This is a genomic window from Pseudomonas sp. CBS (genome assembly GCF_024734645.1).
Classification (GTDB): Bacteria; Pseudomonadota; Gammaproteobacteria; order Pseudomonadales; family Pseudomonadaceae; genus Aquipseudomonas.
In genome coordinates this window covers 1,463,526-1,486,833 of record NZ_CP102929.1, presented here as the reverse complement: position 1 = coordinate 1,486,833, position 23,308 = coordinate 1,463,526, and the positions used below count along the sequence as shown (strand labels likewise).

Sequence of the window (23,308 nt, the reverse complement as noted above, 5' to 3'; positions counted from 1 at the left end):
TGCAGCCGCAGGCAGCCCGTCAGACTTTCACGCAGGGCGGCAAACTCGGTTGGTGTCTCGGGAGGGCGGACACCCAAACTGGCGACTGTACTCTCGGCTGAATTGCGATGGGCTTTCGTAGCCCACTCGATAACAGGCACTTGCCACATCCAGTCCTTCGACGAGCATCAGACGGCGGGCTTCTTGCAGACGGAGTTGTTTCTGATACTGCAACGGACTCATGGCTGTCACCGCCTTAAAGCGATGATGCAATGTAGAGCTGCCCAAATTGGCTACCCGGGCGAGTTCTTCGATGCGTAAGGGTTGGGTGTAATGGTTATTCAACCAATCGATTGCCCGGGTTACCCGACGCGTTTGCGAATCACCGAGGGCAAGCTCATACAGGCGGCGTCCGTGCACGCCCCGCAGGAGGCGGTAATACAGCTCTCGCAGGGCGAGCGGAGCCAGCATGCCGATGTCCTTCGGCGTCTCCAGCAGCCGTACCAGGCGAAGTATTGTTTCCAGCAGCGGCACGTCGACTTTTTCAAGGAAAAGGCCAAGCTCCGGCTCGTCCGGCACGCCCGTTGGGGGCGCATCGGCGATGACCTGAGCGATTTCCGTGGCCTCGAAATCAAAACGGATACACAGGTAGGGCGCCTCCGGACTGGCCATCAGCACGCGACCGGAAACCGGAAGTGTCACCGATACCACCAGGTAATTGAGCGGGTCGTACAGATAACGGTCGTCACTCAGGCCGACTTCTTTCTGCCCCTGCACGATCAGGCAAAGTGCCGGCTTATGGACGGTATGGATAATTTCCGAGGGCGCGTCCAGGCGAATGACCTGCAGGGGCGCTATCGCGGTTTCATAGATCCCGGGCGCCGTAAACCGTTGCGTCAGCAGGCGAATCAGCTCATCACGGTAGATGGCTGTGTTTTGAAGGATGAAAGCATCGTGCTGTTCCATTTCAAGGCTCTCACACGTATTCATGAGCGTCTGCCTGGGGGGGCCAGGCACTCTTGTTTTTACCACGAGCCCGTCGTAACGCCCAGTCGCCAGAAGCGTGTGACGGATGAATCCATCCGCGGTGCCTCATATGCCTGTGTAACGATCTTGCCGAAAATTGGCGTGCGCCGGGTTCGCGCATGCACCGGATGCTGGAGAGGTGCACAGACACGAATAGGCAAAAGTTGCGCAGGTTTTGGCACGCGTCGATCAGGCCCGTACCCTTAATCTTTTCGACGTACCCCGCAGCAACGCCCGCGCTATCGGCGGTCGATGCTGAACTTCAATGCATACAGCAGGAGCTACGGATATGTCGAACATTCAAAATAAAGTCGTCCTGATTACCGGTGCAAGCAGCGGTATTGGCGAAGCGGCCGCCAGGTTGATCGCCGCCAAAGGCGCACGGGTGGTACTCGGTGCCCGCCGTACCGAGCGGCTGGACAAACTGGTGCGCGAGATCCAGGCCGAAGGCGGCTCGGCAAGTGCCAGCGCACTGGACGTTACGGACCTGGAGTCCATGCAGGCGTTCGTGGCGTTCGCCAAGGCGCAACATGGAAAGGTCGACGTGATCATCAACAACGCGGGCGTGATGCCTTTGTCTCCCTTGGCCTCGTTGAAGGTCAACGAGTGGAACCAGATGCTCGATGTCAACGTTCGCGGGGTGCTGCACGGTATTGCCGCCGTCTTGCCGGGCATGGAAGCGCAAGGGTTCGGCCAGGTCATCAATATTTCATCGATCGGCGGTCTTGCGGTCTCTCCGACAGCTGCGGTGTACTGCGCGACCAAATTCGCAGTCAGGGCAATCTCGGATGGCCTGCGACAGGAAACGGACAAGATCCGGGTCACCGTGGTGTGCCCGGGCGTCGTCGAGTCCGAACTGGCCGATACGATTTCCGATGAGGGGGCCCGCGAGGTAATGAAAGCCTTTCGGCGTGTGGCTATCAACGCAGACGCCATTGCGCGAGCGCTCGCCTATGCCATCGAACAGCCCGACGATGTGGATGTGAGTGAGATTGTGGTTCGTCCGACCGCCAGCCCACACTGAGCCGTTCGGATGGATGGCATGCTTGAGTTCGCAGGCAGTCGTTCATGAACGGCTGCTCTCGTCCGATTGCGGCACGTCACGAATGGCAGCTAATGGCGAAAGTGGCATTTGAAACAGCCCAGCCCCGCGTTGGGCTAGTTGCCTCGCAGCTCAGTCACCTTCCTGGTTTCGAGCTATTGCGATGCCTTGCGACAATGCCTGCATGACATTCGCCGCCATTTCCTCAGTACTGTTCAACCCGTCCACTCTGACAATCGGTACTGTTTGCTGCGACATCCAGCGCTCGTGCCACGCCCTGTTGCGTCCGGCAAAGGTCGGGTCGTCGTACTGGGATGCCCATTTCCGAAAGGCCTCATGTATTTCATACATGTCGCCACCTGGCGCGATTCGATCTCCGAAGAGCGCCTTTTCACGTGCAGCCAGGCGTTCAAGACGAACCGGGGTAGGCGTTGCCACAAACACAATCAGGTCGGCGTCGTTGATCAGTGCCTCTCCCCAGCCCATACAAGAGCCGGTGAGTATCCAACCGCCATCACCGAAGCGTTGCTGAATCAGGGCCACGCGCTCATCGGGCGGGCGCTTGGTTGTAAAAGGAGGGTTGGTGGGCAACCAATAGAAGTCATCGACATCAAGATGGCGAAGGCTGAGCAAAGAGGCGAGGGTACGGCCCAAGGTGGTCACGCCTGCACATGAGGCGCCTGTGATGTAGATCCGCAAGGGTTTCCTCCATGAGTGTCCGTCGGTCCTAGCGCTGCTGAAGCGCTATTTTCAGCCCCAGCCCCATAAACAACGTACCGATGATTTTTCCCTCCCAGCGGCGCAGCCTTGAAAGGCCCACCATCCATTTGCTCAACGGACGAATAGAGACCGAGATGAGCGTGGTGTACACCGCACTGAGCCCCGAAAAGATCAACCCCAGCACTGCGAATTGAGCCAGGGAAGAGCCCGATTCCGGGTGAATGAATTGCGGCAGGAACGCCAGGAAGAAAATCGCGGTTTTCGGGTTCAGCACTTCGGCAACCACCGCCTGGAAATACGCCTGGGTCGAGGTCACCGTGGGCAGGTCTTTACGCGTGGTTGCGCCAGGCTTGGCCATAAACGCGCGTATGCCCAGGTAGATCAGGTAACAGGCGCCGACGATTTTGACCACGTTAAACGCCACGGCCGAGGTCATCAGGATGGCGGACAGGCCCAACGCGGCACACAACGTATGGATAAGGTCACCCGAGGCCACCCCCAGCCCGGTGGCAATGCCGACCTTGCGGCCACCTTGCAGGGTGCGCGTGATCACCAGCAACACGGCTGGGCCGGGGATTAGAAACAGACCGATTACAACGGCTATGTACGTCAGGATGGGGGCCAGTTCGAACATCGTGCGTCATCTCGGAATTGGAAGCGTCCTACAGTTATCCTCATCCAGGGCATTAAAGCAATCCAGGTGATCTGCCTGTTTTCAACCTTCAGGTGGCCGCAGGCAAGGACTACGGGTATGACTGCGACCGGTCAACAAAGCTCTTCGCTGACCGCGTCGGCCCACATCGCACCCGGCACTGCCGCTGCCGAGTCAACCCGCGCGATCTCAACCAGGCAGCGCTCCATCGTACTGTCACGCAGATGCTCCTGGAAGATGCACAGGCACTGCGCAAACAGTACCAAGGTGGAATTGATGAAAACGCGCGCGTTATCGAAATCATGGTTGAAGTAAACGACCTCGCGGCTGCGACGATCGATGGCCAAAACGTCTCCCGAGCCATTTTGGCCAAGCGGGAAATAGTCTTCGCTAATCCCGTAAACCATCAGCCGGTGGGCAATTTGCGATGAGCTGTAGGCTTCAAAACTCAGGAAGGGCGCCGCATCGCGCGGCAGCCCCTGTTTGACGAGGAGCTCCGCGTCTTGTGGTGCAAGGGAACAGACCTGGCCAGCCTCGTAGACAACAAATTCGTCCAGACCCAGGTCCGGTTCCAACGGGACGCGCGGCTGCGACGATATAAATCGTGCCTTGAAGTCAAACCCGGTCATGTTCTTCACTTCGCGAACGCATATTCACCACCCTGTTCCAGCGCCTTGCGATACGCAGGCCGCTCCTGAAAGCGTTGCACCCACGCCGCCACATTCGGGTACGCCTGCAACTTGCCCTGGGCCCTGGCGATTTCGCCGATGAAGCTCATCTGGATATCTGCGCCAGTCAATTCGTCACCCACCAGGTACGGCGTCAGCCCCAGTGCGTTGTCCAGATAACCCAGGTAGTTCGCGACCTCGGATTCGATACGTGGATGCAAGGGCGCACCCGCATCACCCAAGCGGCCAACGTAGAGGTTGAGCATCAGCGGCAGCATGGCCGACCCTTCGGCGAAGTGCAGCCACTGCACGTATTCGTCATAGGTGGCCGTGGCAGGATCCGGTTGCAGGCGGCCGTGGCCGTGGCGGCGAATCAGGTAGTCGATGATCGCGCCGGACTCGATCACTACGTGGGGGCCGTCTTGAATCACCGGTGATTTGCCCAGGGCATTGATGGCCTTGAGTTCAGGTGGCGCAAGATTGGTTTTCGGGTCGCGCTGGTAGCGCTTGAGCTCGTAAGGCAGGCCGAGTTCTTCGAGCAGCCACAGGATGCGTTGCGAACGGGAGTTGTTGAGGTGGTGAACAATGATCATGGTGGCTCCGCTGGGCGAGAATAGGGACGTATAGGGACAGACCGCTGTGGCGCTGTGGAGTGCCGTGAATTAAATGTGCTTCGATAAAGGCATGAAAGATGGATAATCACCGCGGCAAGCACTGATTACAAACCGGATAAACCACATGAATCGTCAAAAGAAACTACAGCAGCTGTTCAAGGCCAAGGCCAAAAAGGCCAGCGCCAAATTGGCACCCGCCCGCAAGGACAAGTACATCAGTAAAGCAGACCGATTGAAACTGGCTGCTGAATCCGCTGATGAGCCAGCTGTTTCTTCTGAGAGTTGATCCAGAAGGCCTAAGCATCATCCGATAGGGAATCGACGGAAAAACCATGAACACTGCTCAACTTGCGATTCAGCACTACATACTCGCCAAGGACGGCAACCGTCCGCATTTGCTCAGCCGGGCGTTTGTTCCGGAGGCGACCCTGGACATGGTGGTGCGCACCGGTTCCATCTCGTTCCCGCCCCACGTTGAAGGGGTTGCCGGCATCGGCGATGTGCTGGTACGGCGATTCGGGCAGACCTTTGAAAACGTCTATACGTTTTGCCTGGGGCAGCCGCCTGAGGATGGGGCCAAAACCTATGAGTGCAAGTGGCTGGTGGGCATGTCCGACAAAAACTCCGGCGAAGCCCGGGTGGGGTGCGGGGTGTATGAATGGCAGTTCAGCGCAGAATCGGGGCTTGTTGAAAAGCTCACCATCACTATCGAGCATATGAAGACGCTGCCCGCTGCGGATTTGGGGAGCGTCATGAAGTGGGTGTCAGGTCTGAGTTACCCATGGTGCAACTCGGAAGCAGCAGTGAGCGATGCTCCCGATATTGACGCGATGGGCGAGGTGATCCAGTACCTCACTGTCTGACGGCGACTCAATGCGCATCAACGGCACCAGCAACACGGCCACAACAAAACACACAGTGATGATCACGAGCGCGTCTTCGCTGCAGGCTTGGCGGCTGAAACGGGCTTGCCAGCCCTTGGATCAACGGGTTTTGAAGTGACAGCCAGCGCTGTTATCGGTTGTACGGTGAGTTCGACACCGATTGCGGTCATCAGCTTCCTTATGGTCTCAAATCGCGTTTTCGAGCCGGCTTTCAGCACCTTATAAAGGCTTTCACGATTGACCCCCGCATCCTTGGCGACCTTATTTACGCCTTTGGCTTTTGCGACCTCGGCCAACGCATGAATAAGGCCCTCGGTATCACCGGTTTTCAGACTTTCAGCCAAATAGGCCGCCATTGCTTCCGGGCTATCGAGAAAGCGCGAGGCTTCGTAATGAGTCGTACCCGTCGTGTCGAGGCTGAGGATTGGCATCTCTTCGGGATTGAATTTATCGCTCATATCATTTACCTCTCAGGCCAGCGAGTATTGCTTTAGCTTTTTGTATGCCCCGTTTTTGATCCGTTTTATCGCTCCCGCTGAGCATCAAGTACTCTGCGATTCCCGAGCGCACATAGTAAATTCTGTAGCCCGGGCCAACAAAAACACGCATTTCGCTCATCCCATCGCCAACCGATTCGCAATCACCAAAGTTGCCCGCTCCGGCACGATCCAGTCGGGTCAGAATTGCCGCTTTTCCCTGAGTGTCCTTCACACGTTTAAGCCAGCTCTCGAACTCGGGTGTTTGGTGGATCTCGTATATTTTTTTCTTGTTGATCATAGTTCCATTTGTAGCTAGATGGCTACATCTTGTCGACGCGAGGTTGAGTACAGGTAAAGGGGTATTCAGCGCCTGGGCAACCTTAGAGAGGTGCCTCCCAGATGCACAAGCTGGCAAATTCCGACGCGACTGTAGGCAATGGAGCCGGGTGCTGTACTCACAGCCTCAAACGTTGTGACAAGTCCTCTCTAATGCGCATCCGCCGTCGGCTGCTTCGGCGGTTGCACCTTGCGCATCAACGGCACCAGCAATACGGCGACAACAAAGCACACCATGATCATCAGGAACGCATCCGCATAGGTCAGCGTCTGCGCCTCGCGCCAGGTCAGTGCCCACAGCTGATGCAGCGCAAACTGGCTCGCGTCCAGGCTGTTTTGTCCAAGCAACTGGGCATTCCCTGAAAGCTGGTCAAGCCAGACATTCATCGACTCGTTCCGGATGTTCAGGTGCTCGGCCAGGCGCAGGAAGTGCAGGTTGGTTCGGTCGTTGAGCACCGTGGCGCAGGCGGCGATGCCGATGGCGCCGCCGAGGTTGCGCATCAGGTTGAAAAGCCCCGAGGCGAGTTTCAGTCGGTCGGGGGCCAGTGCGCCGAGGGTCAGGGTGACCACGGGCGGCACCGCCATTTGTTGGGCAAACCCGCGTATGGCTTGGGGCAGCAGCAGTTCCTTGGCGCCCCAGTCGTGGGTGATGGGGGAGAAGTCCCACATCGACAGGGCGAACAACGACAACCCGAACATTAAAATCCAGCGCAGGTCGAAGCGGTTGGCCAGCATCGCGTACACCGGGATCGCCAGCAACTGGAACACCCCCGTGGAAAACACCGCCAGGCCGATATCCAGTGAGCCATACCCGCGCACCCGCCCGAGAAACAGCGGCGTGAGGTAAATGGTGGCGAAGATGCCGATGCCGGTGATAAATGAAAACAGACAGCCCAGGGCGAAGTTTCTATCCCGAAGCGCGCGCAGGTCGACAATCGGCTCCTTGATCTCCAGGCAGCGCCAGATAAACAGCCCGCCGCTGATGGCGGCGATCCAGGCGGTGGTGGAAATGGTGCTGTCGCTGAACCAGTTCCAGCGCGGGCCTTCTTCCAGGGTGTATTCCAGGCAGCCAAGAAACACCGCCATCAACGCCATGCCGATATAGTCCGCACCCTTGAGCAGCGACGGGTTGGGGCGGTCGACCTTGACCAGCATCGGCACGGCAAAGGTCACGAACAGGCCGGGCACCAGGTTGATGTAGAACAGCCAGTGCCAGGAGGAAATGTCGGTGATCCAGCCGCCCACGGCCGGGCCCAGTGTGGGCGCCAGGGACGCAATCGCGCCGATGGTGGACGCGGCGATCACCCGTTGCTTGCCGTTGAAGTACATGAACGCGGTGGTGAACACCAGCGGGATCATCGAGCCCCCCAGAAACCCCTGCAAGGCGCGAAACGCGATCATGCTCTGGATGTTCCAGGCCATCGCGCACAACAGGCTGGTCAAGGTAAACCCAGCCGCTGAGGCCGCGAACAGCCAGCGTGTGCTCATCACCCGGGAGAGCCAGCCCGACATGGGGATCACGATGATTTCCGCGATCAGGTAGGCGGTCTGCACCCACGCCGTATCGTCCGCACCGGCAGACAGCCCGCCGCCGATGTCCTTGAGGGAGGCGGAGACGATCTGAATATCGATCAAGGCGATAAACATGCCCACGCACATGGTGGCGAAGGCCGCGACCTTTTGCGCGGTGCTGAGGGCGGGCAACGGGCTGTTCATAGCTGGGCCTTGAGGTCGCTGGCCTGGTCCTCGAACGCTTCATCGGTATTGACCTTCGCCATCACCGACAAGCCCGGGCGCAGGGCGCCGAAGTCGGCGTCGGTGCTGTCGAGCCGCACGCGCACCGGCACACGCTGCACGATCTTGGTGAAGTTGCCGGTGGCGTTTTCCGGCGGCAATACACTGAATTGCGCACCGGTGGCAGGGGCCAGGCTCTCGATATGGCCGTGGAATTCGCGGCCCGGGAGGATGTCGGCGCGGATGCTCACGCGTTGCCCAATCTGCAGGCGGCCGAGTTGGTCTTCCTTGAAGTTGGCGTCCACCCACAATCCCTTCGCAGGCACCACCGAGATCAGTTGGCTGCCGGCCGCGGCGTAGGCGCCGACCCTGGCGCGGCGGTTGCCCACATAGCCGTCCACCGGGGCCCGCAGCTCGGTGTAGCTGATGTTCAACTGTGCCTGGTCACGTTCGGCTTGGGCCTGTTGCAACGCGGCGCGGGCCTGGTCGCGCTGGGTTTCAATCACATCGATTTGCCGGCGCGCCGCCATCAGCCCGGCTTGCGCTCGGGAGTGGTCGGCGCGGGCGGTCTTCCACACGGCGCTGACCCGTTGCGCGCTTTCCACCGACACGGCCTGGCTGCGCACCAGGTTCTGGTAGCGGGTCTGATCGTCGCTGGCCCGCTGCGCTTCGGCGTCGGTGGCGTCGATCTGCGCCTTGGCCTGGTTGATCACGGCCAGTTGCAGTTGTTCGGTGGCGTCGAGGTTGGCGAGGGCGGCCTGTTGCGCGGCCACGGCGCCGTCGGCTTTGGCCAGGGCGGTGCGGTAGTCGCGGACATCGATGCGGGCCAGCACGTCGCCGGCGCGTACGAACTGGTTGTCCTGCACGGCCACTTCGCTGATATAGCCCTGCACTTTGGCGCTGATCACCGTTACGTCTGCACCCACGTAGGCGTCATCGGTGTCTTCGATAAACCGGCTGACCAGCCACCAGTGGCTGGCGTACCAGACGCCGCCCACCACGGCCAGGGTCAGCAGCCCCAGGCGCAGGGCCTGTTTGCGCCGGGAAGTTGTTGTGGGTTCGGGCACAGCGCTGACTTGAGCGTCCATGGCGAAATGACCTCGTTAGGTTTGAATGGGGAAATGAAAGCCCCGTTGGCTTGTTACTGAATATTACATGCGTAATATGTCATGGTGAGTTTCATAATGAAAGTCACTCGATGGAAGTTATTTCTGCATCAAGGCAAGGGCAGGAGCGGCGTATTGATCGAGGAAATGCAAAAAGCCCTGAGATTCAGGGCTTTTTCAAAGGAGCGTGTTTATGGGTGCCGTAGCAACGGATCGCCAGTCTCAAGACACCGTTATTTCTTCCCCGACGCGGGCCTTCGTGCGTGTCGCCCGCAGTGCCATGACCAGCGCCAACATCGGTGCCAGGGTAAACAGCGCGAATATCCAGCGTGCCGCATTGGCGACGCCGATATCCCCCGGCACGTCATTGATGCCCGCCATGTTCGAGATCACCCCCGCCAATGCTGCGCCCATGGCCATGGCGAACAGTTGCAAGGTGGTGATCGACGATGCAGCCGTATCCTTATCCTGCTCCGACGCCACTTGCAGGATGCGCGTCAGCAGATGCGGCCAGCCCAGGCCGATGCCGAAACCCACCAGGAACAGCCCGAGGCAAATAGGCGCCAACAGTGCCCAGTCCCCGTGACCGGCGATTGGCGTGATGATTGCCAGCATCACCAGCCCGGCCACGATAAACAGCGGCCCCGCGATAATGGCGCGGTGTGGACCACGGCCGGTCCAGCCAGAGCTGAGGATTTCCGAGACGGTCCAACCGGCCGCCATCAACGCCGCCATATAACCGGCGACCAAGGGTGACTGGCCATGCAGGTGCTGTAGAAAATACGGCATGAAAATCTCGCTGCTCATGCCGATCACCAACAAGCACGTGGTCGCATACAGTGCGCAGAGCGGGGTGCTGAATTTCAGTGCATCCCGGGGCAGAAGGCGGACCGTGGCGTTGGATTCCTTGCGGATCAGCAGCCACACCAGCACCGCACAGGTCGCGATGCCCAGCAGGTTCCAGCTCGGCAGCGACGAGACGCTGCCCGCACACACCGCCAACACCGCGCCAGCCAACAGCACCAACTGCGGCACCGGCAAGCGAGCCGTGGCCGTCGCTGCGGTATCGCGTGGCGGCAGCGCACGGCTGGTGAGCACCATGTACGCCAGGCTCACCGGTACCATCGAGCCGAAGGCGAAACGCCAGGCGTCCATTTCCGCAAACACGCCACCCACCGCTGGCCCGACGAGCGTGGCCACGCCCCACATGCCCGATACCAAGGCCATTGCCCGAGGCCACAGCCGTTCTTCGAACACCAGCTGGATCATCGAGTAACACAGCGCCAACAAAACCCCACCACCCAGGCCCTGGATAAAGCGCCCCGCCAGCATCACCGGCATGCTCGGCGCCAATGCACAGATCAGCACACCCACCATGAACACCAGCGTGGCCACGGCATACGCCTGCCGTGGTCCGGTACGTTGCAACAGCTTGGAGGTGAGGGCCGAGCCGAGGATCGAGGCCACCACATACAAGGTGGTACTCCAGGCATAGAGCTCAAGGCCGCCGATTTCTGCGACCACCGACGGCAGGATGGTGGTGGCGATGTAGGTGTTGGTGGCATACAGCGCAATGCCGCCTGAAAGCGCGATGGAGCGGGTGGCGTTTTTGCCCCGGAGCAACTCGCCCCAACTGCTGTCTTGGGTTTGCATCAACGATTCCTTGTAATGCGTTCGCGGTGTAGGCGCCGGCGAATGGTATGGGCGTCATGGTTGGCGTTAATTAACCAAGTTATTGCTTGTTATATTGGAGTGAGGCGGATTGTTTTGCAAGAAGCGCCTTCTCAGGGGTGAGCTGCTATTGGAGCCGAAGCGTGTCCCAAGGCTGACAGCACGTCACACCGTCAATTTCCGGCTGAACTTGGTTTCCATCACGATAGGGTCTTTGTACATGGCTTACGCGCCCCGGGGTGAGCCCCTTTATTGTTGTAGGTTCATTATGGCTTGGCGAAATGCCGGGCGGCACCCTGCGGATTGTTGGGATTTGCGGTTTTTAAGGGCGTATGAGGGGAGTGGGCCGTACATCTGCTGGGTGAGGTCATCAGGCTTTCGCCTGCAATCATTTCGCGCCAGACTCATGGGCATTCATCGCCCCAGGGTAGCCAGCATGATTTCCCATGTGTTTTTAGGTACAGGTGATTTTGATCGAGCCTTTGCTTTCTATTCGAAGCTGATGGCTGAATTGGGCCTCACGTTGAAATTCTGTGATGCGGACAAACCGTGGGCTGGCTGGGTTTCCAAAACTGCACCTCGGCCAATCTTCGTCATCGGCGCGCCGTTTGATGGCAACCCCAATGCACCCGGGAATGGGCAGATGGTGGCGTTACTTGCGCCCAGTCGGGAAGCGGTCGATAGAAGCCATGCGACAGCGTTGGCGCTCGGCGGGATGTGTGAGGGAGAGCCTGGATTAAGGCCTCACTATCACCCCGACTATTACGGGGCGTATTTTCGGGACCTGGATGGCAACAAGCTTTGCGTGTGCTGCCATGATCCGGTGCCAGGTTATCCTCGCCTCTCACTTTGAGAAGCGCGTTGCCGACGTTGCCTTGTTCATCTTCAGGTAAAAGTCTTCGCCTTTCGCCTGAAGGCAGAGGTAGATCGACCTCCACCTGTGAGCAAACTCGGAAACCTATATCTGGAAGTACAAGCCGGCGGATGGAGCAAGGCGCCTCACGGCTTGCTATAGGCCATGTACTCATTCTGCAAGACGATATGATCCGCCACGTACTTCGCATCGTGCCAAACCCCATAGATGAACGAAGACGCGCGGTTCACCAGGTTGGGCAAACCCAGGAAGTAAATCCCGCTCTCCGCCGAAATCCCGCGTTTATGGAAAGGCTCACCTTTCTCGTCAAACGCATTCACCTTCAGCCAACTGAAATCGAAGCTGAAACCGGTGGCCCACAGAATCGTGGTCACACCGGCCTCAGCCAAATCCAGGCTCAGGACCGGATTCACCAGGCACTCCGGATCAGCCAGCAACTCCCACGCTTCAGGCTCCGGCGCAAACGGCAGCCCGTTCTGCTCGATATAAGCGTCGGCGTCCCGCAGCACGTCAAAATAAGCGCGATCACCTTCCGCCACGTTAGCTGCCAGGCCGGGCTCAAACTCCATCACGCCTTCATTCCACGACCGGGTCACGCCCACCAGCGTGATGCCCATGTGCGCCAGGCGGCGGAAGTCGACGGTCTTGCCGCCTTCATAGCCACTGACGGCAAACGCCACATGCTTCTTCTTCGGCTGGATTTTGACTTCATCCCACAAGCCCAGCGCGCCCAGCCACCAGCAGTAATCCCGACCACGATACGAGCGAGGAGGGCGATAGTGTTCGCCCACCGAGAGGTAGACGGTCTTGCCGGCTTTTTGCAGTTCCTCGGCAATTTGTGAACCCGATGCGCCGGCGCCCACCACCAACACAGCCCCCTCGGCCAACTGGCCGGGATTCTTGTAGGCCGAAGAATGCAGCTGTTGAACCGTGGCGTGTGCGGGCACCAAATTCGGGATGGACGGACGTTGAAACGGACCCGTCGCCGCCACCACGTTCGCGGCCTCGATCACACCCGCCGAGGTGGTCACCTTGAACCCGGGGCGACCCACGTGGCGTTCCACTTGCTGCACTTCAACCCCGGTGCGCACCGGTGCCTTCAGCATGTTCACGTACTCTTCAAAGTACGCCGCCATGCGCTCTTTCGGCGGGAAGCTCTCGGGGGAAATGCCTTCGAATTTCATGCCGGGAAAACGGTCGTGCCAGGCCGGGCCGTTGGCGACCAGCGAGTCCCAGCGCTCCGACCGCCAGCGCTCGGCGATGCGGTTGCGCTCCAGCACGATGTGCGGCACGCCCATGAGTGACAGATGCTCGCTCATGGCGACCCCCGCCTGGCCTGCGCCCACCACCAGGGTGTTGATTTTTTCAACTGACATGTGAGCTTCCTAAAGATAAGCGACCATCGACAGGTGCCAGTGTGATCAAGCGCCAGCCAACCGGAAATTATGCTTTTTGAACGTAGAGGTTAGGCAAAACCAAAGCCCTTCAATCGGCCTGCAGCAGCTCGGCCACCGCCGTCAGGGCCAGGCGGTAACCCAGCGCGCCGAGGCCTGCGATCACGCCGGTGGCGGCCTTGGACACATAGGAGTGATGCCGGAAAGCCTCGCGCTTCCAGATGTTGCTCATGTGGGCTTCGATGATCGGGCCGTCGAACGCCAGCAGTGCATCGAGGATCGGCACCGAGCTGTAGGTCAGGCCGGCGGCGTTGATGATGATCGCGTCGGCACTCAGCCGGGCTTCCTGAATCCAGTCCACCAGCACGCCTTCGTGGTTGCTCTGGCGAAATTCCAGGCTCAGGCCCAACGCGGTAGCGTGGCGTTGGCAGCGCGCTTCGATGCTGGCGAAGCTTTCGCTGCCGTAGGTGCCGTTCTTGTCCAGCCCGTACAGGTTGGCGTTGGGGCCGTTGAGGAAATACACAGTGCGGGGCATGGGCAACTCCAGGTGGCTCATGGTTGCTGGCTTGGGTTCCAGTCATCCGGCACCACCGCGATGACATCGATTTCCATCAACCACTCCGGCTGGCCCAGCCCTGAAATCACCAGGCCGGTGGAGATCGGGAAGACGCCCTTGAGCCATTTGCCGACCTCCTGGTACACCGGCTCGCGGTAGCGCGGGTCGATCAGGTAGGTGGTGGTCTTCACGATGTGCGACAGGTCGGAACCGGCTTCTTCAAGCAGCAGCTTGACGTTTTTCATCGCTTGCTCGGCCTGCGCGCGCGGGTCGCCGAGGCCGATCAGGTTGCCCTCGAAATCGGTGCCGATCTGGCCGCGTACATAAATGGTGTTGCCAGCGCGCACGGCCTGGCACAGGTCGTTGTCCAGCGCCTGGTTTGGGTAGGTCTGCTTGGTGTTGAACATGCGAATACGGGTATGGGTGGGCATTGCGGGTAACTCACGGGGGCGGAATAAATCCAGCTTCACATTGGCCCCGCCCGCGCGAAACCAGCATTTGCGCGAGGTAGTGCTTAGGCAAAACCGAAGCGCTGTACCCAGGCCTGAGCGTTAGGTCGAAACAGCACCCGGCATGAACCATGCAACGGTGTGGTTGAGGCAGTCGACGCCAGCTTGGCGTCAGCGTATTGATGATGTGGAGGCGTGATGCTCAGTCGTATTACCCAGCGCCAACTGGAATATTTCGTGGCTTCCGGTGAGGCAGGCAGCATCAGTGCCGCGTCTGAACGCATTCATGTGTCGTCGCCGTCGATCTCGGCGGCGATCACCCATATGGAGGCCGAGCTGGGCATCCAGTTGTTTGTGCGGCATCACGCCCAAGGCATTTCCCTCACGCCGGTGGGGCGCCAGGTGATGCAAGAGGCCAAGCTGATCCTGGAGCAGATGAGCAACCTCTACACCATTGCTTCCGAGTCGTTGAACACTGTGCGTGGTCCGCTGCGGGTGGGTTGCCTGGAGTGGCTGGCGCCGATGATCACCCCCGAGCTGGTGTTTGGGTTTGGCCGTGCGTTTCCGGGTGTACGCCTCACGCAAGTGGAGGGCAACCACGAGGAAATGCTGGAAAAACTGCGCAGCGCCGAGATCGATATCGCCCTGACCTACGACCTGGTGACCAGTGACGACATCGACTTCCAACCACTGGCGCAATTGCCGCCGTATGTGATGGTGGGTGAGTACCACCCGCTGGCGAGTCTGTCGGCGGTGAGCATGCTCGACCTTGAGGATTACCCGGTGGTGCTGCTGGACACGCCCTGGAGCCGGGAGTATTTCCTCAGCTTCTTTATGCAGGCGGGTACCACGCCGAACATCATCATGCGCTCCAGCAACCTTGAAACCGTGCGCTCGATGGTTGCCAATGGCATCGGCTATTCCTTCGCAAATGCCCGGCCCAAAGCCAATCTCTCCCAGGACGGCAAGCGCCTGATCCGCTTGCGCTTGTCCGGCCCGCACCGGCCCATGCAGCTGGGCTATGCCACGGCGAGCAATACCCAATTGTCCCGTGTGGTGTCGGCGTTTGCCGAGCGTTGCCGCATGTTCGTTTCGGACCAGTACATCCCGGGCATGGCGGCCCCGAGCTTTTTTGATGCCCATGCGGTGCGCACGCTTGACGGTGTGGGCTGAGCCGCCTGTTTTGATCGTTCCCACGCTCAGCGTGGGAATGCCGCCTCGGGCGCTCTGCGTCCAGCTGGCGATGCAAGGTTCAGGTCTTGCGCGGTGGTGACGCGGAGCGTCACGGGATGCATTCCCACGCAGAGCGCGGGAACAATCAGCCTGGGAACGTGTTTGCATTGCACCAAAAGGTTGCGCTGGCTGCCGTGCGGTCGCGGCATCGCACCAATACGAGACAGGCTGTTTTGACTGTCCAGTCGTAACCCAGGGAACGGTGACGCTGCGTAGGTTCTCCCTACCCAATAGGCCGGCTTTTACGAATTGACCCCAAGGGCCTCTCGCCACGAATCTCAGTCCATCGGTGCAGATCAGGGTTCGACCTTCACGTTGAGCATTCGGTGGGCATTTTCATTTTTTTGTCGAGCACAGTGACGATGACTTTCAACTGGAATTACATGTTTGGTTTGCTGGCCGATGCCGAGTTCTGGCGGGCGACATGGACGGTCATCCAGCTCAGTTCGTTGACCTGGGTCCTGAGTATCGCACTGGGTTTCCTGCTGGCCCTGGCCAAGCAATCCAAACATGCGCTGATCAGCCTGCCGGCGCGTGGCTACATTTGGTTGTTCCGCAGCCTGCCGTTGCTGGTGCTGCTGATCTTCATCTACAACCTGCCGCAAGCGATTCCCGCCACTTCAGTGATGCTGGCGGACCCATTCTGGGCCGGCCTGCTGGCCCTGGTGATCTGCGAAACCGCCTATGTCGCGGAGATTCACCGGGGCGGCCTGCTGTCGATTCCCAAAGGGCAGGGCGAGGCCGCCCGGGCACTGGGGCTGAAGTTCTTCGGGATCCAGTGGCGGGTAGTGATCCCGCAGGCATTGCGGGTGGCGCTGCCGTCCCTGGCCAACGAATACATCTCCATCGTCAAGCTCACTTCATTGGTGTCAGTGATCTCGCTGACCGAAATCCTGATGGTCGGCCAGCGGCTTTACTCGCAGAACTTCCTGGTGATCGAGACGATGGCGGCGGTGGCGTTTTTCTACGTGTTCATCGTTACGGTGTTCGACTTCCTGCTCAAACGCCTCGAGCGTTTTCTCGACGTCAACCAACGCAACGTTTCCCGGGTTCCCGACGCCGAAGTGCTGGCGTTGGCGACCCAACAGCGTGTGGCCCTGCAGCGCCCGGTCAGCACCGAAGGCCCGGCGCTACGGGCTTCGCGGCTGCATAAAGCCTACAACGATGTCGAGGTGCTGGGCTCGGTCAACCTGCAGATCCAGCCCGGTGAAGTGGTGTCGGTGATCGGGCCTTCGGGCTCCGGCAAAACCACGCTGATCCGCCTGCTCAATGGCCTTGAGCAACTGGATAACGGCGAGATCCAGATCAACGGCCAGCCCTTCATCCACCTGAACAAAGTCGGTGCGCAAAAGCCGCAGTACGTGGAGCACGCCGAGCACCGCCTGAACATCGGCATGGTGTTCCAAAGCTTCAACCTGTTCCCGCATTTGAGCGTGCTCGACAACCTGCTGATGGCGCCGAAGTACCACCGCCTCGGGCGCGTCGAAGAGCTGAAGCAACAGGCCTACGCGCTGCTGCACAAGGTCGGCATGCTCGACCACGCCTGGAAGTATCCGCACCAGCTTTCCGGTGGCCAGCAGCAACGCGTGGCCATCGCCCGCGCCCTGATGATGCGCCCGCAAATCATGCTGTTTGACGAGCCCACCTCGGCCCTCGACCCGGAAAAAGTCAACGAAGTACTGCAAGTCATCGAAGCCCTGGCCCAGGAGGGCATCACCATGGTCATCGTGACCCATGAGATGAATTTCGCATTCAAGGTCTCCGACCGCATCGTGTTCATGGAGAAGGGCCGGGTGGTGTGCGATGACACGCCGCACGCATTGCGCAGCGGCGAAAACCCACGCGTGGAGGCGTTCCTCAAGGACGTCTCGCTGGCGTGACCCCTCAACGTTCGAACAACAAGAGAGCCACAACATGATCGAGCAAGCGCAAATTGAACAATTTCACCGGGACGGCTTTCTGGTGGTGCAAGACGTGCTGTCGGCTGAAGAAGTCGCCGCGTTGCAGCACGACTTCGACCAGTGGGTAGAAGACAGCCGCAGCCACGACCAGGGCTGGGGTGAAACGGTGGACGGTCGTGCGCGTTTCGACCTGGAGGGCGACCACCGTGCGGATCATCCCTCGTTGCGCCGGGTGAGTTCGCCCACTGAGATCTCGCCTGCCTACCAGCGCGTGGCGTTGCAATCGCGGATGGCGACGATCTCTGCGCAATTGATCGGAGGCGGTGGTGCACGCTTTCATCACAGCAAGATCAACTCGAAATTGCCCCACACCGCGACGCAAGTGAAGTGGCACCAGGACTTCCTGTTCACGCCCCACAGTAACGACGACATCGTCACCGCCTTGCTGATGGTCAGCGAAGTCACGCCGCAGAACGGCCCGCTGAATGTGATCCCCGGCAGCCACAAGGGCCCGCTGTGGTCCCACTGGCACGACCAGCGTTTCACCGGCGCGGTGGACGACACGGTAGTCGACGATCTGTGCCAGAACCCGGTGGCCTGTTATGGCCCCGCCGGTTCTGTGTGCTTCATGCACACCCGTCTTTTGCATGCTTCAAGCCCTAACGAGACCGAACTGCCGCGCACCCTGTTCATCAGCGTCTACGCCGCTGAAGACGCGCTGCCATTCGGCGAAAACCCGCTGCCCAGCGCACACGCCGGCTTGATGGTAGCCGGTGAAGAAAGTGGCCTGGTGCGTTCCACGGAAAACCGCATGCGCTTGCCGCAGAAGCCCCGTGGCGCCTCTTTCTTTGTGCAACAGGCTGGCCAGGACTCCGTCACTGCCTAACCTCCTTCTCACCTTGCAGGGTACTACCATGACAGCGTTTCACTCGATTGCTCGCCCTATTGCCGTGTGCCTGCTGGGCGCTGCGGTTGCAATGACGTCGTTGGCGGCTTCGGCCTTCCAGAAAGACGGGAAGATTGTCGCCGGTTCCGATGTGACCTTCTTTCCCTATGAGTACATGGATAACAACAAGCCCGCCGGCTTTGATATTGAATTCATGGACGGCCTGGCCAAGACCATGGGCCGCACCGTCGAGACCCTCGACACGCGCTTTCCCAACCTGATCACCGGCTTGCAGGCGGGGCGTTTCGATGTGACCAACTCGTCCATGTACATCACCGCCGAACGGGTGAAAGTCATCGACATGATTCCTTATCTCAAAAGCGGCGAGTCGATCCTTACCCTCAAGGGCAGCGACTTCCAGCCCAAGACCCCGGAAGAGTTCTGCGGCCACAAGATCGGTTCCATGGGCGCCACGTCCTGGCTGGCGCAGATGCACAAGCTGTCGGATGAGTACTGTGTGAAGAAAGGCCTGAAGCCGATCGCGATCAGCGAATACAGCACCGACCCGCAAACCACCCAAGCCTTGTTGGCCCATGCGGTTGAAGCGCAGATCACTGACGCGGCCGTTGCCCGTGGCGCGGTCGAGAAACTCGGCGGCCGTGTGGTGATTTCTTCCGACACCTTGATCTACCCGGTGCTGAACGGCTTCGGCGTGAAGAAAGGCAACGATGAGGTCAAGAACGCCTTGATCGAAGGCATCAAGAAGTTCAGCGCCACCCCTGAATACGCGGCCTTGCTCAAGAAATACAACTTCCAGGCGCCTACCGATGCCGACATCGCCGAGCTGATGCCGAAGTCCTGACCCAACACTGTTCACTTAAGGAACACACCCTACCTGTGGCGAGCGAGCTTGCTCGCGTTGGACTGCGTAGCAGTCCTGCTTTTTGGGCCGCTTCGCAGCCCAGCGCGAGCAAGCTCGCTCGCCACAGATTATGGGGTACTGGCCCTGCGGAGAAAGCTACATGGCGTTATCACATGAAGAGCAAACGCGCATCGACCTGGCGGCGACCTTCCGCATCGTTGCGCACCTGGGCATGCATGAGGCGGTGGCCAACCATTTCAGCGCGGCGGTGTCGGCGGATGGCAAACAATTTTTGCTCAACCCGAAGTGGAAGCACTTCTCGCGTATCCGCGCCAGTGACTTGTTGTTGCTGAATGCCGACGATGCGTCCGGCGCTGACCATCCGGACGTGGACGCCACTGCCTGGTCGATCCATGGGCAGATTCACCGCTTGCTGCCGCAAACCCGCGCCGTGCTGCACCTGCACCCGGTCTACACCACGGCCGTCGCTTGCCTGGCCAAGCCGCACATCCCGGCGATCGACCAGAACACCGCGCGCTATTTCAATCGTGTGGCGGTGGACGAACTGTACGGCGGCATGGCCGACACCGAGGCCGAAGGCGAGCGCCTGGCCGGGTTGCTGGACGGTAAACGCCGCCTGCTCATGGGCAACCATGGAGTGATGGTCACGGCCGCTTCCATCGGTGAGGCATTCGACGATATCTGGACCCTGGAACGCGCCTGCCAGATCCTGGTGACGGCCTGGTCTACCGGCCAACCGCTGCGGATACTGTCTGACGAAGTGGCCGAGAAAACAGCGCGGGGTTGGGAGGGCATCACGGACTTCTCGCAGCAGCATTTTGAAGAAATGAAGCAACTGATGATCGATGCCGATCCTTCGTTGCTCGACTGATTTGATCCCTCACAGGCAGGATTTCCCATGACCTTTTCGGTTGTCGCCCGCTGTGCCGAAACCGGCCAGCTGGGTATCGCTATCAGCTCGTCGAGCATTGCCGTGGGCGCACGTTGCCCGTGGCTGCGCGCGGGTGTGGGCGCGGTGGCGTCGCAGAACATCACCTTGCCGGCACTCGGCCCCCAGACCCTGGACCTGCTGGCCCAAGGCATGGCGCCAAGTGACGCACTGGCCGCGGTACTCACACCGCAAAACCACAGCGAATATCGCCAGGTGACCGCGATTGATAACGCCGGCAGAACCGCGCACTTCAGTGGCACGCAAACCCTGGGCATCCACCATGCGCTCAGCGGTGAACAATGTGTGGCAGCAGGAAACATGCTGGCGAATACCGATGTGATCGAAGCCATGGTGCGCGCCTTCGAAGACACGCCCGGCCACCTCGCCGACCGACTGCTTGCCGCCATGCAGGCAGGTATGGCCGGAGGCGGCGAAGCGGGGCCGGTGCATTCAGCCGCAATGGTGGTGGTCGGTGATCACCTGTGGCCCATCGTCAACCTGCGGGTGGACTGGGCCGACGTGGACCCGATCGGCGCCCTCGAGCCACTCTGGCAGGCCTATCGCGGGCAAATGCAGGACTACATCGAGCGCGCCATCAACCCGCAAAGCGCGCCGGGCTACGCGGTGCCGGGAGATGATCGATGAGCCGCAGTCGTGACCTGCTGGCGCAACGGGTCAGCGCCGCGAATCGAACCTGGCGCCGGACCAAGGGCACAAGCCTGACGAGTTCATCAGCGTTGCGCAGCCTGAGCCCTGTGACCGGAGGCTGGAGAGGGTGTTGGTGATTGCCAGTCGGCAATCCTGATTCAGCAAGCACTCACCCTGTGGCGAGGGAGCTTGCTGTGGCGAGGGAGCTTGCTCCCGCTGGGCTGCGAAGCGGCCCCAAGAAAAAGCGGGAGCGCTGCGCACTCCAGCGGGAGCAAGCTCCCTCGCCACAGCAAGCTCCCTAGCCACAGGTTGTCGTCTGCCCTCACGCTTGCGGTATTGGTCAGACGGTTACCGTTCTGCCACCGGCGCTGAGTGCTTTCGCCCCATTTTCGCGCACGGCACCGCGTTTTTTGAACGACGCCCCGCATATCTGCGGGCCTGCCACCAGCGGTCCGTTTCTTGCTTGAGCCAGCTTAATCAATGACATGGCACTTTGCCGTCAGTCATTTCAACGCTTGATTCGCGGTCGATGCGAGTGGTTCTAGGAGTTGTCGGACATGCAAAGTATTTTGTCGCCAGGAATCCGCCTGCTCGGACGTTTTGGATTCGCGCGCAAGTTCCAGATCCTGTTTTTCCTGTTCATGCTGCCCCTGGCGGGCAGCTTGTGGATGATCGCGCAGGAGTACCGCACCAAGCAGACGGTGATTTCCAATGAGCAATCCGGCGTGCGCGAACTGTTGGCCCTGGATGCCCTGGACGCCCAGCTGACCGCCCAGCGCAACCTGGCCGCACGCTGGAAAGCCGCCGACATCCTCCACGACCAGACCCCCGCCGCCAAAGCCGCAATGACGGCCGTGGACACCAATTTCCCGCTGATCCTGCAAAGCGTGCAGGCCTTGGGTGAGGCTCTGAAAGCCCAGAACGCCAGTGCTGATACCCTCGCACGCTTCGAAGCACTAAAAGCTTCGGTCACCGGCATGGACTCCCAAGCCCTGCGCACCGTGGGGTGGTGGCCGGACGGCTACGACCGCTTCACGTCTGCATTGAGCGCGATGCAAACCCTGCGCGAGCAGATCACCATGGACACCGGTTTGATCCTCGACCCGTGGCTTGAAACCTATTTGCTGATGCAGATTTCCACCCAGCAAACACCTGATCTGATCGAGCGTATCGGGCGCATGGCGAGCGTCGGGCAGTCGTCCATCGCATCGGGGCAGTTCACCCTGCAAAGCCGTTTGCAGATGCGTGATTTGCGCGGGCGCATCGGCGATGCCCGGGACCAGTTGGTCAAGGCCGCCGCGTCCCTGAAGGCCAAGCAATACCCTGGGCTGCAACCCTGGATCGCGCAATACGACGACAGCGTGCAACTGTTGGACCGCGAGCTGAAAGCCCTGGACGAGGGCGTGTTCGGCGGCACCATCAAGGTCGATACCAGCGGCTTTGAACGCAGTGTCGATGGCATGCTCGGTACCCTGGGCGCGTTGCGTAGCCAATCGCTGACCTCGCTGGACGCGCGCCTGGTTTACTACCGGAACAGCTCGCTCAAGCAGTTCATCCCGGTGGCGGTGACGTTCAGCGTGCTGGCGCTGGCGGCCCTGTACCTGTTCGTGTGCTTGCAGGCATCGATCCGCCGCAGCGCCAGCGGCATCACTACGCTTGCCGAATCCCTGCGTGACGGCAATCTGTGCGTGGAAGTGGCGGTGGAAGGGCGTGACGAACTGGCCGCCATCAGCACCGCGCTCAACGTCGCCGTGGTGCAGTTGCGCACCAGCCTGTTGGGGGTTAACCACGAAACGCAGCAGCTCGGCTCTGCGGTGCTGACCCTCAATTCGCAATCGGGCAGCACGCTCACCGAAGTGGAAGACCAGCAACAGCAAATCAGCCAGATTGCCGCCGCCGCCACGCAGTTGGCCGCGACCTCCATGGGCGTCGCCAAAAGCTGCGAGCAGGCCTCCGGCAGCGCGCAGAAAACCCGGCAGATTGCCGAGGACAGCAGCCGCGACAGCCAGCGCACCACTGCCAGTATCCAGCAACTCAATCAGCGCCTGACCGACACCTCCGACGCGCTGGAACGCGTCAGCCAGCAGGGCCAGCAGATCCAGTCGGTGGTCGACACCATTCGCGGCATCGCCGAGCAGACCAACCTGCTGGCGCTGAACGCCGCCATCGAGGCTGCGCGGGCCGGTGAGCAGGGCCGGGGTTTTGCGGTGGTGGCCGATGAGGTGCGCAGCCTCTCGCAACGGACCCAGGCTTCCACGGCGCAGATCGCCGGCACGGTCGACAGCTTGCGCGCGACGGTGAGCCAGGCGGTCACGCTGATGGGCGCGGCCTGTGAGCAGGCGGTGACCGACGCCGAGTCCGTCACGGGCTTGGGCCATCGGTTGGGCGAGATCGCCAGCGCGGTGCAGAGCGTCACTGACACCCTGGCGCAGATCGCCACGGCGGTTGAGGAACAGGCGGCGACAGCGGATGAAGTGAGCGGCAATATCCAGCAGGTTGATCAGGCCGCAGGGCGCTTGCTCGATGGCGCGCGGGCGGTGAATCAGGCGGCGGATGTGTTGAGCAAGGGCAGTCGGGCATTGAGCGATAACACGGCGCGGTTCCAGCTGGGTTGAGGGTGTGTTGGCGGGGCAAATTGTGGT

Annotated in this window: 24 protein-coding genes; 11 read left to right on the top strand and 13 right to left on the bottom strand. The window is 60.4% G+C overall.

Translation table 11 applies throughout. From position 1 onward, the window contains the following. Positions 1–27: 27 nt before the first annotated feature. A complete protein-coding gene (locus NVB75_RS06700; RefSeq protein WP_093198180.1) occupies positions 28–945 on the bottom strand; it encodes an AraC family transcriptional regulator in 918 nt (305 codons plus the stop codon). Between the two features lie 349 nt (positions 946–1,294). Here NVB75_RS06700 and NVB75_RS06695 point away from each other — a divergent pair, with 349 nt between their 5' ends. Then, the gene (locus NVB75_RS06695; RefSeq protein ID WP_258346560.1) at positions 1,295–2,029 is read left to right on the top strand and encodes an SDR family oxidoreductase; all 735 of its coding nucleotides are present in this window, start codon (positions 1,295–1,297) and stop codon (positions 2,027–2,029) included. A 150-nt stretch (positions 2,030–2,179) separates the two neighbouring features. Here NVB75_RS06695 and NVB75_RS06690 read toward each other — a convergent pair whose 3' ends face one another. The 4 genes from NVB75_RS06690 to NVB75_RS06675 form a co-directional block, all read right to left on the bottom strand. Then, positions 2,180–2,746, bottom strand: a complete 567-nt coding sequence (locus tag NVB75_RS06690; protein WP_258346559.1) for an adenylate kinase — start codon at positions 2,744–2,746, stop codon at positions 2,180–2,182. 28 nt (positions 2,747–2,774) lie between these two features. After that, on the bottom strand, positions 2,775–3,401 hold the full coding sequence (locus NVB75_RS06685; RefSeq protein WP_258346558.1) for a LysE family translocator: 627 nt from the start codon (positions 3,399–3,401) through the stop codon (positions 2,775–2,777). Between the two features lie 131 nt (positions 3,402–3,532). Continuing rightward, on the bottom strand, positions 3,533–4,048 hold the full coding sequence (locus tag NVB75_RS06680) for an SUKH-4 family immunity protein (RefSeq protein WP_258346557.1): 516 nt from the start codon (positions 4,046–4,048) through the stop codon (positions 3,533–3,535). A gap of 5 nt (positions 4,049–4,053) precedes the next feature. After that, a complete protein-coding gene (locus NVB75_RS06675; RefSeq protein WP_258346556.1) occupies positions 4,054–4,680 on the bottom strand; it encodes a glutathione S-transferase family protein in 627 nt (208 codons plus the stop codon). Positions 4,681–4,825: 145 nt separating this feature from the next. Between NVB75_RS06675 and NVB75_RS06670 the strand changes: the two genes are divergently transcribed. Beyond that, entirely contained in the window at positions 4,826–4,987 is a 162-nt protein-coding gene (locus NVB75_RS06670) for a DUF2986 domain-containing protein (protein WP_081253170.1), read from the top strand. Between the two features lie 46 nt (positions 4,988–5,033). After that, on the top strand, positions 5,034–5,564 hold the full coding sequence (locus tag NVB75_RS06665; protein WP_258346555.1) for a hypothetical protein: 531 nt from the start codon (positions 5,034–5,036) through the stop codon (positions 5,562–5,564). 62 nt (positions 5,565–5,626) lie between these two features. On the opposite strand, the gene NVB75_RS06660 is transcribed toward NVB75_RS06665, so the two are convergent. From NVB75_RS06660 to NVB75_RS06640, 5 genes are all read right to left on the bottom strand, one after another. After that, a complete protein-coding gene (locus tag NVB75_RS06660) occupies positions 5,627–6,043 on the bottom strand; it encodes an addiction module antidote protein (RefSeq protein WP_258346554.1) in 417 nt (138 codons plus the stop codon). A 1-nt stretch (position 6,044) separates the two neighbouring features. After that, the gene (locus tag NVB75_RS06655; RefSeq protein WP_258346553.1) at positions 6,045–6,362 is read right to left on the bottom strand and encodes a type II toxin-antitoxin system RelE/ParE family toxin; all 318 of its coding nucleotides are present in this window, start codon (positions 6,360–6,362) and stop codon (positions 6,045–6,047) included. Positions 6,363–6,550: 188 nt separating this feature from the next. Further along, a complete protein-coding gene (locus NVB75_RS06650; protein ID WP_258346552.1) occupies positions 6,551–8,116 on the bottom strand; it encodes a DHA2 family efflux MFS transporter permease subunit in 1,566 nt (521 codons plus the stop codon). After that, the gene (locus tag NVB75_RS06645; protein WP_258346551.1) at positions 8,113–9,222 is read right to left on the bottom strand and encodes an HlyD family secretion protein; all 1,110 of its coding nucleotides are present in this window, start codon (positions 9,220–9,222) and stop codon (positions 8,113–8,115) included. The genes NVB75_RS06650 and NVB75_RS06645 overlap by 4 nt, the downstream gene beginning before the upstream one ends. A 240-nt stretch (positions 9,223–9,462) precedes the next feature. Continuing rightward, positions 9,463–10,893 carry an MFS transporter gene (locus NVB75_RS06640; protein ID WP_258346550.1) on the bottom strand — a complete coding sequence of 477 codons (1,431 nt, stop codon included), beginning with the start codon at positions 10,891–10,893 and terminating at the stop codon, positions 9,463–9,465. 454 nt (positions 10,894–11,347) lie between these two features. Between NVB75_RS06640 and NVB75_RS06635 the strand changes: the two genes are divergently transcribed. Then, positions 11,348–11,764 carry a VOC family protein gene (locus NVB75_RS06635; protein WP_258346549.1) on the top strand — a complete coding sequence of 139 codons (417 nt, stop codon included), beginning with the start codon at positions 11,348–11,350 and terminating at the stop codon, positions 11,762–11,764. Between the two features lie 146 nt (positions 11,765–11,910). Here the strand turns inward: NVB75_RS06635 and NVB75_RS06630 are convergent, their stop codons facing one another. The 3 genes from NVB75_RS06630 to NVB75_RS06620 form a co-directional block, all read right to left on the bottom strand. After that, positions 11,911–13,161 (bottom strand): NAD(P)/FAD-dependent oxidoreductase, encoded by a 1,251-nt coding sequence (locus NVB75_RS06630; protein ID WP_258346548.1) that lies wholly within the window; start codon positions 13,159–13,161, stop codon positions 11,911–11,913. A gap of 109 nt (positions 13,162–13,270) precedes the next feature. Beyond that, entirely contained in the window at positions 13,271–13,714 is a 444-nt protein-coding gene (locus tag NVB75_RS06625; protein ID WP_258346547.1) for a type II 3-dehydroquinate dehydratase, read from the bottom strand. 17 nt (positions 13,715–13,731) lie between these two features. Beyond that, positions 13,732–14,166, bottom strand: coding sequence for a RidA family protein (locus NVB75_RS06620; protein WP_258346546.1), 435 nt, complete (start codon positions 14,164–14,166; stop codon positions 13,732–13,734). Between the two features lie 216 nt (positions 14,167–14,382). Between NVB75_RS06620 and NVB75_RS06615 the strand changes: the two genes are divergently transcribed. From NVB75_RS06615 to NVB75_RS06585, 7 genes are all read left to right on the top strand, one after another. Further along, positions 14,383–15,357: a LysR family transcriptional regulator gene (locus tag NVB75_RS06615; RefSeq protein ID WP_258346545.1), complete on the top strand. Its 975-nt coding sequence runs from the start codon at positions 14,383–14,385 to the stop codon at positions 15,355–15,357. A gap of 422 nt (positions 15,358–15,779) precedes the next feature. Continuing rightward, positions 15,780–17,297, top strand: a complete 1,518-nt coding sequence (locus NVB75_RS06610) for an amino acid ABC transporter permease/ATP-binding protein (RefSeq protein ID WP_258346544.1) — start codon at positions 15,780–15,782, stop codon at positions 17,295–17,297. 34 nt (positions 17,298–17,331) lie between these two features. Beyond that, a complete protein-coding gene (locus NVB75_RS06605) occupies positions 17,332–18,204 on the top strand; it encodes a phytanoyl-CoA dioxygenase family protein (protein WP_258346543.1) in 873 nt (290 codons plus the stop codon). Positions 18,205–18,232: 28 nt separating this feature from the next. Then, the gene (locus NVB75_RS06600) at positions 18,233–19,066 is read left to right on the top strand and encodes an ABC transporter substrate-binding protein (protein ID WP_258346542.1); all 834 of its coding nucleotides are present in this window, start codon (positions 18,233–18,235) and stop codon (positions 19,064–19,066) included. Positions 19,067–19,226: 160 nt separating this feature from the next. Further along, on the top strand, positions 19,227–19,958 hold the full coding sequence (locus NVB75_RS06595; protein ID WP_258346541.1) for a class II aldolase and adducin N-terminal domain-containing protein: 732 nt from the start codon (positions 19,227–19,229) through the stop codon (positions 19,956–19,958). Between the two features lie 27 nt (positions 19,959–19,985). Continuing rightward, the gene (locus NVB75_RS06590; protein WP_258346540.1) at positions 19,986–20,663 is read left to right on the top strand and encodes a DUF1028 domain-containing protein; all 678 of its coding nucleotides are present in this window, start codon (positions 19,986–19,988) and stop codon (positions 20,661–20,663) included. 560 nt (positions 20,664–21,223) lie between these two features. Further along, positions 21,224–23,281, top strand: a complete 2,058-nt coding sequence (locus NVB75_RS06585) for a methyl-accepting chemotaxis protein (protein ID WP_258346539.1) — start codon at positions 21,224–21,226, stop codon at positions 23,279–23,281. Positions 23,282–23,308 lie beyond the last annotated feature (27 nt).